The organism is Methylomonas sp. TEB, assembly GCF_047777895.1.
GTDB lineage: Bacteria > Pseudomonadota > Gammaproteobacteria > Methylococcales > Methylomonadaceae > Methylomonas.
Genome location: NZ_CP180476.1, coordinates 1,332,569 through 1,345,208 on the forward strand (window position 1 = coordinate 1,332,569; position 12,640 = coordinate 1,345,208).

Genomic DNA, 12,640 nt, shown 5'->3' on the forward strand with positions numbered 1-12,640 from the left:
AAAAGCGTCTGTATCTCCCGGTGTTATCGGGAGAGGAGCGGGCTTTTGGCGGGGTTGTTAAGGTGTGGTGCTGAGGACGGCTGGGGCGTCACGCGACTGCTGTTGCCGTCGCGTGAGCCTAAGCCGGGTCAGAGTGCAATTTTGCGGCGCGCCGCGAGATGATGGTCGGAATAGCTTTCGTGATCGTCCAAGCCGACAATTTGGCAACGGCCGCCAGCTTGGTTGTAATCTTCGGCAAAATGGTGGATGAATTCCATGACCGTATGGTCGATTAAATTGGCTTCGGTCAAATCAAAAAATACCGTTTTCCGTTGCGGAAAATCGGCCAGCAAGCTTTTCAAGGTGATGAAGTTGGAAAACACCGCCGCGCCGGATACCGCAATATGATGGGTATCGGCATCGGTTTGACGCACATGAAAAGCCATCGAAAAGGCGTTGCGTAGCTTGAGGCCACGGCTGACATGTATTGCCAGTTCCACGGCGATGCCGATCGCCACGCCAACCAGCAAGTCGGTCGCCAACACACCGAGAATCGTGATGACGAAGACGGCAAAATTATCCACACCGACGGCCAGGGTTTTCGCAAATTCTTTGGGTGAGGCCAAGCGAAAACCGGTGAACACTAACAGTGCGGCCAGAGCCGACAATGGGATTTCGTGAATCAGTTTGGGAAACAGCGCCACGAAGATCAGCAGAAATAGGCCATGAAAGAAGTTGGCCCAACCGGTTTTCGCACCGTTGTTGATGTTGGCGGAGCTACGGACAATCTCGGCGATCATCGGCAAACCGCCGCACATGCCGGCAAGCACATTGCCGATACCGACTGCGGTTAAATCGCGATTCAGGTTGGAACTGCGCTTATACGGGTCCAGTTTGTCCACGGCCGAGGCGCTTAACAGGCTTTCCAGGCTGCCCACCAGCCAGATGGTCAATACCGCCAGCCAAAATTCGCCGGTGGCGATTTTGGAAAAGTCGGGCAGATAAAAGCCGGCCAGAAAATGTTCCGGTACCGCTACCAGAAATGACGGGCCGACGCTGAATTCATGGTGCGGCAGAATCGCAGCATCCGGCAAAAACAGGTATTGGTGGATATGGTCCAAATCAAAATACTGACCCAAGGCCAAGCCGAGTAATACCACCAGCAGCGGGGCGGGGATCATTTTTAAAGTGGGATGTTTGATCACTGACCAAAGTATCAACAGCAACAAGCCTAGCAAGCCGATCAGCGAGACTTCCGGATTCATGTCCATCAGCGAGTGCGGGATTTCGGCGATGGTCCCCAACAGGCTTTTCGCTTCGGGTTTAACCCCCAGCAAGGTATGAATCTGCTTAGCCATGATGATGATGCCGATAGCGGCCAGCATGCCGTGTACCACGGATGAGGGGAAAAAGGCACTGAGCTTGCCGGCCTTAAACACGCCCAGCAGCACTTGCAAGACGCTGGCGATGACGATGGCGGCCAGCGTGTAGCGATAACCGGCCATCGCATCGCCTTGGCCCAGCGCTTGCACGGCATCGACGATCACCACGATCAAACCTGCCGCCGGGCCGTTGATCGTGACATAGGAGCCATTGATTCGGGAAACCACCACGCCGCCGATAATCGCGGTGATGATGCCGGACATGGGCGGAAAGCCCGACGCCATGGCGATACCCAGGCACAGTGGCAAGGCAATTAAAAACACTAAAAAACCGGATAGTAGATCGCTACGCCAGTTTTCGATTAAACCGGGGAGCCCGGATTTAGGCAAGATGGCCGAAGAGGATGTGGTCATGGTCTTTCTCAAGTAGCCTAGGAAAACCAAAGTGCAGCGAGAAACATGCCAGTTTTGCATGAACTGCGTCAGTGCAGATATATCAAGGGTTGTGGACGTGCTTGCCCGGAAAATGCTTATCGATTTGATTGATTGGCCTGGTTGATTCGTCAGCTTCAACCAATTGGGTGGTTTATTTGCACCGATGGGGCTTAGCTTGGGGTTTAAATAATAAGCTGGAAACGTTGATATGCCAGGGTTTAGGGATTTGGCACGCACTATGCTGTGTTAAGCATAAGAGGCTGTTTGCCTCAACTTCTGTTTGACTAGCGAGGTTTAAGTTACAGATGTCTGCTTCTGCCCATCAAAATGTTCACAAAGCTGCTTTCGATCTCAATGCGGCTATCGACCACATCGCTCATTGGCTGCCCAGCCAGGGGCCTATTAAGGATTTTATTCACCACAACACCTTGCATGCCGTGCAGGACTATCCGTTTCACGAAGGGGTGGCGGTGGCGGCGCAGGTGTATGGCGCGAAAAGCTATTTGCCTTTGGCCGATTACCTGAAACGCTATGAGGAAGGTAGGATCAGCGATCAAGCACTGGAATGGGCGATTGCGCAGGCCAATTGCAGCGTCTATCAAGAGCAGTCGTTGCGGGCATCTTTGTTTGAGCCGGATGATCATAGCCATTACCCGCCGCAGTCGTTGGCTAACCACGGTATCCGCACTGCTTGGCTCAATCATCTGGAAATCGACTTGAACGGGATGGTGCATCCGGTGATGTTCAGATTGCTGAGTAATTTTCTTGATCAAGGCATCAGCCGTTGGGCCATGCCCAAACCGGACGAGCGGTTTTGGGATTGCGTGTTACGGTTGGTGCAAAACAGCCTGTTACCTCTGTATCCGTTTCATCAGCCGGTGGTGCGGCAAATGCTGGACACCGGGCCGGACCAGGTGATTTTGAATTGTTTAAGCAAAATCGTCGGTGACGAAACCTTATACGGCCAATATCTGTTGGAAGTATTGCTGGCCCATCCTGGTTGGTCGGGGATGGTGCGGATTATCGAAACCCAGCCGAATGTGTTGCTGGCGCCACGGGCTATTTCGCTGAAAGAATTGTTAGCGGTGGAGCTGGCGTGCGAGTTGGCGTTTATCGATAAAAAGCACGGACATCGGTTTTTACAGATCGCCCAGCTACCGAATTTACACGCTATTCCGTTACTGGAGCGCGATGCCACCCAACCCCAGGTACCGCTGAAAATGCGGGTGTGGCACGAGGCAATGGAGTGGTCGCTGCATTCTGAATTACTCATAGCCTTGCGCGAGCAAGCGCCGATTAACCCGTCGGCGGAGCAAGTGCCCAAAGTGCAGGCGCTATTTTGCATAGACGATAGGGAATGTTCGCTGCGGCGCTATCTGGAAGAAATGGATCCGGGTATCGAAACCTTCGGCGCACCGGGATTTTTTGGTATCGATTTTCTCTACCAAGGCTTGGATGATGTGTATCCGGTGGCGCAGTGTCCGGTGGTGATCAAACCCAAACATCTGATTTTGGAATCGACCGATACGCCGCAGTCCGACAAAGCCGACAAAGCCGACAAAGCCGAGAAGGGCGAATCACTGTCGACGCTGCATTTTGGCGCGCATTCCATGTTCCGTGGTTGGCTGTATACGCAAACCTTGGGCTTGGCCTACGCCTTAAGACTGGGCTGGAGTGTGTTGCGCCCCGGTGGCCAGTTGCCGGGCATCCAAAGCTTGAGCGAAGTGGAAGCCCATAGCCATTTACACTTACTGCGGGAGAGCGACGAACCGAATGAGGACGGCTACCTGCTGGGGTTTTCGTTGATGGAAATGGCGGATAGGGTGAGCGGTTTGTTGCGCAATATCGGCCTGACTAAGCAGTTCGCGCCCTTAATCGTGGTGGTGGCCCACGGCTCCAGCAGCGTCAACAATCCGCATTTCGCCGCTTACGATTGCGGTGCTTGCTCCGGTAAGCCCGGTGCGCCGAATGCGCGGGCTTTTGCCTGGATGGCTAATCATCCGCAGGTTCGCGATATTTTGCGGGAGCGCGGTATCGATATTCCCGCCAGTACGCATTTTGTCCCCGCTTTGCACAATACCAGTCGCGACGAAATCACTTACTTCGATCAGCAACAGCTGGATAAGGCCGCGCGTCACGAGTTTCACAGTTTCCAACACAGTATGCAGCATGCCTTACAGCGCAACGCGCGCGAACGCTGCCGCTGGTTTGAGTTGGGGCCAAAATCCCATAAAAACGACGAAGCGCACCGGCATGTGGTGGCGCGGGCCTCGTCGATTTTCGAGCCGCGCCCGGAACTCAATCATTCCAATAATCTGTATTGCGTGGTAGGGCGGCGCGACTTGACCCGGCACCTTTTTATGGACCGGCGGGCATTTTTGCAATCCTACGATCCCAACAGCGATAGCGACGGCTCGATCTTAGTGAAAGTATTGTCAGCGGTCATTCCCGTTTGTGGCGGTATCAATCTGGAGTATCTGTTTTCGCGCATCGACAATTCCGTCTACGGCGCCGGCACCAAACTGCCGCATAACGTGATCGGTTTGCTGGGTGTGGCCAATGGTGTTGAGGGGGATTTGCGCACCGGCTTGCCGTCGCAAATGGTCGAGGTGCACGAGCCGGCACGCTTGTTAATGGTGGTCGAACAAACGACGGCGATTGCCGATCAAGCCATTGCCATGCTGGGTAGCCTGCGAGAATGGCTGGATAACGAGTGGATACGCCTGGTAGCTTGCGATCCGGTGAGCCGCGCCATGTATTTGTACAGCTGTGATGGTTGGCGGGTGGCCGAACCAGCGGCCGGTAGACCGCTGCCGATTGCCAGTCGCTCGGAAAAAATCATTGTCGGACAAACCCGGACCATTCCGGTCCACGCATTAGAAAGGAGACAGGGATGAGCGCGTTATTATTGGCATGCGTGTTGTTGCCGCTAATAGGTTTTTTACTGATTTTTTTCAGCCCGGATGATGAGCATCGAATCGCCGCCATCAGCTTGTGGATGACCCGGGTCAAGGGCCTTGCAGTGCTGGGCTTGCTGGCCGCGTGGGCCGCCGGCGGCTTTGCGAACTTTGAATATCAATGGTTGGTGTTGTATCAACACGATGATTACCAGTTCCCCTTGCTGTTTTTTCTGGATAGGGTCGGCGCCGTGTATTTGTTCGTGGTGTGGGCGGTGTTCTCGGCCATTGTCAAATACTGCCGGGTTTATCTGCACCGGGAAGCCGGTTACAAACGCTTCTTCCAGGCCATCTTCGGTTTCGCCTTTGGGTTAAATTTAATTGTGCTGTCGGGCAGTATCGACATGCTGTTTGCGGGCTGGGAAATCGTCGGCATCTCCTCATTCTTGCTGATTGCCTTCTACCGGCATCGGCCGCAGCCCGTGCGCAACGCCTTACGCGCTTACACGATTTATCGGTTTTGCGATGTCGGTTTGCTGGTGGGTACCTGGATGAGCCATTTGCTGTTTCACGAAAGCCAGCATTTTAGCCAGTTGTTGACCATGTTCGATCCTAACAACATTCCTCCCGCGGGGTATGCCTCCTTGGCCATTTTATCCTGGCTGATTATTTTGGCCGCCTCCGGCAAGTCGGCGCAGTTTCCGTTCAGTTTTTGGCTGCCCCGCGCGATGGAAGGGCCGACGCCTTCCAGTGCGATTTTCTATGGAGCCTTATCGATACATCTGGGCGTGTTTCTGTTATTGCGGACCATGCCGATCTGGAGTTATCACTATTTGCCGCGCTTGATCGTATTCAGTATTGGCGCGTTGACGGTGTTTGTCGCCACCTTGGCGGAGAAAACCCAGTCCAATATCAAAGGCCAAGTGGCTTACGCCTCCATCGCGCAAGTCGGGATTATGTTCGTCGAGTTGGCATTGGGTCTGGAAGACTTGGTGTTGCTGCACTTTATGGGTAATGCCTTTTTGCGCTGCTATCAGTTGTTGGTGTCGCCATCCATCGTGGCGCATTTACTGCGGGTGGAAGGCAATGTCGATAGCGATTTTTATATTAAAAACAATGAACAACTGACGTTTTTGCCGGCGTCGATTCGCGATTCCTTGCCTGATGTATTGCAAAATACCTTGTATGTCTTTGCCTTGCAGGAAGGGCAGTTGGAATTGTTGGTGAAGAAAATTTTGTGGGAACCGCTGAAAAACCTGGGCCGGCAATTGAACGGGGTGAGTCTGTGGATCAAAATTTTGGCGGGCCTCGCGCTGTTGGCGATCATTGCCATCGCCGCGTCCGGCGTAAGCAGCGTGGCCAGAATCTATTTGTCCATGCCGATCTCCCTGGCGATGGCGGTCGTGTCTTTAAGCGCATTTAGCAACAAACGCAGCCCGTTCCAGGTTTGGCATAGCGTGGCCTTGAGCAGTATTTTGGCCGGCGTGGCGGTGTGGTTGATGGTGCCTGCCGCTTGGTACGATGTCGCGTTGTTTTTCAGCGGCATCATTCCCTCCTGGGCTTTGGGGATTGTGGCGCTTAGCGTTTTGTTGAGACATTACCATTTCGCCGACGAACCTTTTGTATTTCGCGCCTTCGCCGAAACCCGGCCCGGTTGGTCGCTGATGCTATTTTTGAGTTTCTTAGGTCTGGTTGGCTTTCCGATCACGCCGGTATTCTTGGGCGAGGACTTGCTCTTGTCGCATGCCAGCAGCCAACATCCCTGGTTTGCCGCGCCGATTACCGTATCGTTCGTGATCAACGGCATCGCCATCGCTAGAGTATATCTGCGGCTTTGTATGGGGCGGCCGGTGGAACTGCGGGGGGCGGTTTGAGGTTTGTTGGTGCGCAATATTTACGAAGGTGGACCGACGAGAGTGGTCAGAACTGGGCTGTTGGGCTTCCTTCCTTTCTGTCTGTCCGGTTCGGAGCCTATAACGCTCGATCAAATGCTAATTGCATATCAGATGTAGGGTAGCACTGCGTACCGTTTAATGGCTTTTTTGGCAGCCAAAAGGTACGCGGTGCGTACCCTACCGGGCTTCGGCTTTAGTGATCGCAGTGGAATGGATAGCCTCTGAGATTGCAAGTCCGGGGTAGGTTTTGTGTAGCCTCGATGCAGCGTTAGCGGAATCGAGGGTGTCGGCCATCCATCATCAGACTAACATAGGCAAATTTTAAGGGTGGTGGCCTTCGAGCCCTCGATTTCATCGAGGCTACTGACTGACTTGGAAAGACCCACTGCGCGCTAACCTAGAGCTAACCGGCGCGGGCGACCAGAGGGAGCGAGTTTGAGAGCCGGGTTAGCGATTATCGTCACCCATTCCGTTCATATCCAGCCACTTGGTGCTTTTGCTGTCAATTGACAGGTTGCTATCAAGCCAAACTTCAGCTTCCCAGAACTGTCTGTCATACCACTCCATGTAGGCCCTTGATGCATCCTCTATCAGATGAAGCAGCCTTATTCTTTGGTGCTCTGGGATCGCCTGACCAGATGAAACACGCTGAAGTTGCCAAGATGCCGCACTAGGGCCACCGTGACCTGATGTCCGTAAGCTCAGTGCTACCGAGTCGACAAAGAAGAGCCATTCAAAGGAAGCGATACCGTGTGCAAAGTCCTCTTTCGATAGCAGATACAACACCGAATTTGACTGAGCATCGACCCATCTCGTATTTCGCTCTCCTTTCTCGGTGATCAAGGCTCGAGCGTGCTCGTGCTCTGATACGAAGCTGCTGACAGTCGATGCCAGTGATTCTGAAACGAATGCCATGAATGTCTTATGGATGAACGCTAACTATTGATTATCAGGCAAAGCTGCCTGCGTATTGATGTGCCACTGACTTTATCAGGTAGGTGTTTTATGTCAAGCCCGCTCCGATTGGCGATGCGCATGGAGGATGATGGCTTTGAAATGTGCGATTACGCAAGCTAACAGCGTCTACATTTTGAATGCCAGCAGGAATAGACTACGACATGCACGCCAATTGCCAGCCGTTCATTCTTTTTATGCAGGCCGCTATTTCCGGCTCAACAAGAACAGTAAAACCACGCTGATCAGAAAGAACAGCGCTGTCGTGCTTTTCCAGAACAACAAAGGATTGCGTTCTATAAGCGGAATCTTGTCTTCCGCTTTCAGGAATTGCGGGTTGGGGGTGGAAAGGTCGTGCAGGAATTCGGACAATTCGTCGTAGCGGGATCGTGGCGAAACGGTCGTGGCCTTTTTCAAGGCGCCGTCTATCCAGATCGGTACCATTTCGTTGCGGCGGATACTGGGAATGTAAACCAGGCGTTCGAGATTGTGGCGGTTGGGTTTTTCCGGCATGTTGGCGAATGGCAAACTGCCGTTGAGCATTTCGTAACAGATGACGCCTAAGGAGAACAAATCCGACTTCACTGTGCCGGTTTGCCCCAGGTGATACTCCAGAGCGGTGTAGTTCAGCGTGCCGAGAATATTCTCGGTCTGATGCCGGTCAAGCGGGGTGATCTCGGCAATGCCGGCGATTTTCACCGAACCGAAATCGATGATCTTCACCGTGCCGCTGTTGTCAATCATGATATTTTCCGGCTTCAAATCCTGATGCAGCATTTCCATGCGATGAAAGGCGCGTAGCCCTTTGGCGATTTGTTCGATCAGGGCGCGTACCCGCTTGATCTCCGGCTTGGGGTTCTGAGTGATCCATTCTCTTAAGGTTTGCCCCTCGATAAATTCGGTCACATAGTAAAGACAGCTTTTGGCTCGGTCGGATTCGAGTACCGTCAAGACGTTGGGATGATTGAGGCGTTTGCCGGCCCATTCTTCGTGCAAAAAATGCTCGATATAATGGGTGTCGTCGTTATACAGCACCGATGGCGTTTTCAAAATCACCCGGCGGTTATGCAGCGTATCGAAGGCTTGGTAAATTTGCGTGCGTTTGCTGGCATGCAATTCCGCTTCGATTCGGTAGCCATCCAGCAGCATGCCGGGTGACAGCGGCGGCGGGAAGGGCAAATGCCCATGGTGCCGCAATATTTCGTCTTCGCGTAGCTGCGGCAAGTCGTCGATGCGAACCAGTTGGCAGGTTACGTTGTCCTCGCTGCCGTTAGCCAAGGCGGTTGTTACCAAGATTTCGGCAAGGGCTTGTAGGTCGGAACCCTGCAATAGCAGGTTTTTTAGGTGGTGCTCGCTAATAAAATCGTGGAGCCCGTCTGTAGTCATTAAGAACAAGTCGTTTTTTTCGACGGTCAGCGATTTGTAATCCACCTCCAAATGCGGTTCGATACCCATCGCCCGATTCAGATAGCTTTTGTCGTTGGACACCCAAAGTCTGTGGTCGCGCGTGAGTTGCTCCAGCGCATGTTGTCGCCATAAATAAATCCGCGAATCGCCGACGTGCAGAATATGGGCGGTGTTGGATTTAAGTACCAGCACACTGAGCGTGCTCACCATGCCTTTAACCGAGGCATAGCGGATTTGTCCCTGGCTGTGCAGCCAGGAGTTGGTGGCAGAGAGGATTTTTTGTCCGGCCTTGGCCACCGACCAGGAATCCGGCGTGCTGTAATAATCTTCCAAAAACGCGGTAATGCAGCAATGGCTGGCTTCCTTGCCGGCTTCACTGCCGCTCATGCCGTCCGCAATGCCCGCTACGATGCCTTTTAGGGTGAGTTGCGGTTCCTCGGGGACGACAGCCCCCCAGCAATCTTCGTTTTCGGGTTTCACACCTTTGTCGCTGTGCGAACCGAGCTTGACTGATAAGGTTTTGCCCATAGTCTGCGGATAACGGATGTTGCGTGGCTTAGCAGGCGCGGTAATGGCCTAATTCCGCCAGGCGCTGGTCCAGTTTACTCATCAGCAAAGCCTGGTGATGGCGCAGTAACACAGAGTCGCTGGGACGCGGGGGTAGGGTGGCTTCGATTTCGTGGTGGACCAGGGAAATGACATGCCGCCTCAGAATGGCGTCTTCCGGCAAAAAAGGGTGGCTTGTGGATTGGGGGAGTTGTTGCGTTGCGTGGCGTTCGCCGCCGGATGCCTGGCAAACGCCGCGCCAGCAAACAATTAAAGTCAAGGCTAGGACGGCTAATAATGCTTCGATCATGGGTATTCCTCTAAATAACTCAATATTAAAAATTACTGAAACGATACTTCGGCGGATGACGCCGGAATGCTTTGCCGGTTAAACCACTTCGATCATGGCCACGGTGCCGTCTTCCATGACTTCTGCCATGTGGCCGGCGGGTTCCTCGATAAATTGCACCGCCAGTGCAACCACGACAGCCGTACCGGCGATGGTCAGAAAAAAGGCTTCCGGTGTGACGAACGACAAGACTGTTAGAAAGGTAACGCCGCCCACATTGCCGTAAGCGCCTACCATGCCGGCAATTTGCCCGGTCATGCGGCGCTTGATCAAGGGCACCATCGCGTAGACGGCGCCGCATCCGGCCTGGACGAAAAATGAGCATAAGAAGGTCACGGCAAACGCCAGGGCAATCGGCCATGCCGAATTGATTTGCGACATAGCGGCATAGCCCAGTGCGCAACCGATTACGCAAACGCTCAACGACAATTTGCGACCGTACTTATCGCTCAGCCAGCCACCGCCAGGCCGGGCGACCAGATTCATGAACGCGAAGCTGGATGCCAATAGGCCGGCTTGCACCGGGGTAATGCCGGTGTGCTTGAAGGTTTCGTGGAAAAACAGCGGCAGCATCGACACGACGGCGAGTTCGGAGCCGAAGGTCACCAGGTATGCCAGATCCAGAATGGCGACTTGCTTAAACTTGTATTGGTGTATCGGTTCAATGGGTTGGGTGAGATGTTCCTGATTAACGTGCACGATTTTGTACAAGTTGTAGAGAAACAATAGCCAGATCCCGACGTAAAGGCCGATGGTAGTGTCACCGGATAACAGCTGCATGCCGGTTGGCGACAGTTTCCAGGTCAGCAAGCTTAACGCTGCATACAAGGGAATGGTCATCAGGATGTAGAAGAACAGATCCCAGATGCTGGTGACTTCCATGGCGCCGGCTTTCTTGGGTTTGAAATACGTCGAACCTTTGGGTGTATCGCTGACGCTGAAAAAATAAATCACTGAATAGAGCAAAGCCACGATGCCGGTGCAGGCAATCGCATAGCGCCAGCCGTTTTCGCCGCCGAATGCCAAGGCCAATGATGGTAAGGCGATGGCCGCAGCGGCTGAGCCGAAATTACCCCAACCGCCGTAGATGCCTTCGGCAACACCCAGTTGTCTGGCCGGGAACCACTCGCCGACCATCCGGATGCCGATGACAAAGCCGGCGCCGACGAAACCCATTAAAAATCTCGCCAGGGCCAATTGCTGGAAGTCGTCGGCGGCGGCAAACATGAAGCAGGGAATGCTGCTGATCGCCAATAACGTAGAGTAGGTGCGTTTGGGGCCAAATTTATCCACCAAAATACCGATGGCAATCCGCGAAGGGATGGTCAACGCCACGTTTAATATCAGGATGGTTTTAATTTCGGCTTGGCTGAGTTTAAGGCTCTCGGCAATCGCCAACATCAGCGGTGCATGGTTGAACCACACCACAAAGCTGATGAAAAACGCCAGCCAGCTCATGTGCAAAATCTGCATTTTGCCGGTAAAGCTAAAAAGATTGAGTTTGCTCGAGGACATAACTTACCTTTGAAAAGTGGAGGATAAAATGAATTCCGCTGGCCGGATCGAGCGTCGGAAATTCGTATCAAGTAGCTTGTGTGTACAAGCTATTGCTCCCCTTGAAAAGGGCTTATTTACTCATGAAGTGTGGGTGTCCTGAAACGAGCGAAGGCAAGGCACAACAGACGAATAAACAGCTTGGCTGAAGTTGATCAGCCTATTTTCAACGTCGTTGTTGAAGGGAGCAGAAGGTGCAGCGTTGCACGGGCTATATGATAGCACCCATTATGTGAAAGTATTCAATCCGGTTGTTGTCTGGAATGCGGAATGAGCCGGCGAAGCAGTTTTGCAGACCCTAATCGTGGAGGGGTTTGGCTCCGAGTATCAAAATGCCGAAGTGGGTTCAGGCCGCTTCGGCGGGTGTCTGTGAGTCGCGAGTGGCTGGTGTTCAATCAGCTTAGCAACCCGGCCCTTTTTACGAGGGGTATTCCGCTCGGGCTGAGCTCGTCGAAGCCCGGGCTGGTTAAACTCAGTACCCTCAAGGCGTTGAGGCGAACAGCATTTTAGGGTCGGGTTAATGGAACCACCTGTGGTTTGCGGTTAGTCGGTGGGATCAGACTTTTTTCACAAATTCCGATTTCAACTTCATCGCGCCGATGCCATCGATTTTGCAGTCGATATCGTGGTCGCCGTCCACCAGGCGGATGTTTTTAACTCGGGTGCCGACTTTGACAACGAGTGAAGAGCCTTTCACTTTCAGGTCTTTAATCACGGTGACGGTGTCGCCGTCTTGCAGCAGGTTGCCGTTGGCGTCCTTGACTACTTTCGTCTCCTCGTCGCTGTCACCGACGGCATCGGCCGACCATTCGTGAGCGCAGTCCGGGCAAATGTTCATGGTGCCGTCGTTATAAGTGTATTCAGAGCCGCATTTTGGACAGTTAGGTAAATCGTTCATGGTTGTTCCGTTGTTTTGATTAGCTGCGAGACAGCAGGTTTAGTGTAAAAAATCCAGATTAGCCGCATCCTTTAAATCATAAACTCCATCATGCCAGCCGGGATAAGAGCATCGACAGGCAGTGATCACTATTTTCGAGCTATTTTAGGTTTGGCTATCAACCTTTCCGGCACCCGGCTGAAAGGTTGATTTATAAAGCAAGCGACTGTAACGAGTTCGCTGCTCGGTCTAGCGGCTGCCATTTTCTGGAATGACGAATCCTGGGGATTAAGCTAAAGCGACGAGTATCCGGACGTTCAGTCCGGTATTGGAACCCGCTGGCTTTGTGTAGTCGAATATGTACT

Annotated in this window: 8 protein-coding genes; 2 read left to right on the forward strand and 6 right to left on the reverse strand. The window is 53.1% G+C overall.

Annotation, left to right across the window (positions count from 1 at the left end):
- Positions 1 to 128: 128 nt before the first annotated feature.
- Positions 129 to 1,775, reverse strand: a complete 1,647-nt coding sequence (locus ACMXD4_RS06055) for a SulP family inorganic anion transporter (protein ID WP_415880155.1) — start codon at positions 1,773 to 1,775, stop codon at positions 129 to 131.
- A 326-nt stretch (positions 1,776 to 2,101) separates the two neighbouring features.
- Here ACMXD4_RS06055 and ACMXD4_RS06060 point away from each other — a divergent pair, with 326 nt between their 5' ends.
- Together ACMXD4_RS06060 and ACMXD4_RS06065 are read left to right on the forward strand one after the other, a co-directional pair.
- Positions 2,102 to 4,693, forward strand: a complete 2,592-nt coding sequence (locus ACMXD4_RS06060) for a YbcC family protein (protein ID WP_415880156.1) — start codon at positions 2,102 to 2,104, stop codon at positions 4,691 to 4,693.
- A complete protein-coding gene (locus ACMXD4_RS06065) occupies positions 4,690 to 6,567 on the forward strand; it encodes a proton-conducting transporter membrane subunit (protein WP_415880157.1) in 1,878 nt (625 codons plus the stop codon). The genes ACMXD4_RS06060 and ACMXD4_RS06065 overlap by 4 nt, the downstream gene beginning before the upstream one ends.
- Positions 6,568 to 7,035: 468 nt before the next feature.
- Here the strand turns inward: ACMXD4_RS06065 and ACMXD4_RS06070 are convergent, their stop codons facing one another.
- From ACMXD4_RS06070 to ACMXD4_RS06090, 5 genes are all read right to left on the reverse strand, one after another.
- Positions 7,036 to 7,503: a hypothetical protein gene (locus tag ACMXD4_RS06070; protein ID WP_415880158.1), complete on the reverse strand. Its 468-nt coding sequence runs from the start codon at positions 7,501 to 7,503 to the stop codon at positions 7,036 to 7,038.
- A gap of 246 nt (positions 7,504 to 7,749) precedes the next feature.
- Positions 7,750 to 9,477, reverse strand: coding sequence for a protein kinase domain-containing protein (locus ACMXD4_RS06075; protein WP_415880159.1), 1,728 nt, complete (start codon positions 9,475 to 9,477; stop codon positions 7,750 to 7,752).
- Positions 9,478 to 9,505: 28 nt separating this feature from the next.
- A complete protein-coding gene (locus ACMXD4_RS06080; protein WP_415880160.1) occupies positions 9,506 to 9,805 on the reverse strand; it encodes a hypothetical protein in 300 nt (99 codons plus the stop codon).
- Positions 9,806 to 9,883: 78 nt separating this feature from the next.
- Complete coding sequence (locus ACMXD4_RS06085) at positions 9,884 to 11,359, reverse strand: NarK family nitrate/nitrite MFS transporter (protein WP_415880161.1); 1,476 nt, start codon at positions 11,357 to 11,359, stop codon at positions 9,884 to 9,886.
- Between the two features lie 595 nt (positions 11,360 to 11,954).
- Positions 11,955 to 12,296 carry a zinc ribbon domain-containing protein YjdM gene (locus ACMXD4_RS06090; protein WP_415880162.1) on the reverse strand — a complete coding sequence of 114 codons (342 nt, stop codon included), beginning with the start codon at positions 12,294 to 12,296 and terminating at the stop codon, positions 11,955 to 11,957.
- Positions 12,297 to 12,640: the final 344 nt, after the last annotated feature.

Excerpts from the sequence above, each read along its gene's own strand:
- ACMXD4_RS06055 (WP_415880155.1), bottom strand. The coding sequence starts at position 1,775 with ATGACCACATCCTCTTCGGCCATCTTGCCTAAATCCGGGCTCCCCGGT.
- ACMXD4_RS06060 (WP_415880156.1), top strand. The coding sequence starts at position 2,102 with ATGTCTGCTTCTGCCCATCAAAATGTTCACAAAGCTGCTTTCGATCTC.
- ACMXD4_RS06065 (WP_415880157.1), top strand. The coding sequence starts at position 4,690 with ATGAGCGCGTTATTATTGGCATGCGTGTTGTTGCCGCTAATAGGTTTT.
- ACMXD4_RS06070 (WP_415880158.1), bottom strand. The coding sequence starts at position 7,503 with ATGGCATTCGTTTCAGAATCACTGGCATCGACTGTCAGCAGCTTCGTA.
- ACMXD4_RS06075 (WP_415880159.1), bottom strand. The coding sequence starts at position 9,477 with ATGGGCAAAACCTTATCAGTCAAGCTCGGTTCGCACAGCGACAAAGGT.
- ACMXD4_RS06080 (WP_415880160.1), bottom strand. The coding sequence starts at position 9,805 with ATGATCGAAGCATTATTAGCCGTCCTAGCCTTGACTTTAATTGTTTGC.
- ACMXD4_RS06085 (WP_415880161.1), bottom strand. The coding sequence starts at position 11,359 with ATGTCCTCGAGCAAACTCAATCTTTTTAGCTTTACCGGCAAAATGCAG.
- ACMXD4_RS06090 (WP_415880162.1), bottom strand. The coding sequence starts at position 12,296 with ATGAACGATTTACCTAACTGTCCAAAATGCGGCTCTGAATACACTTAT.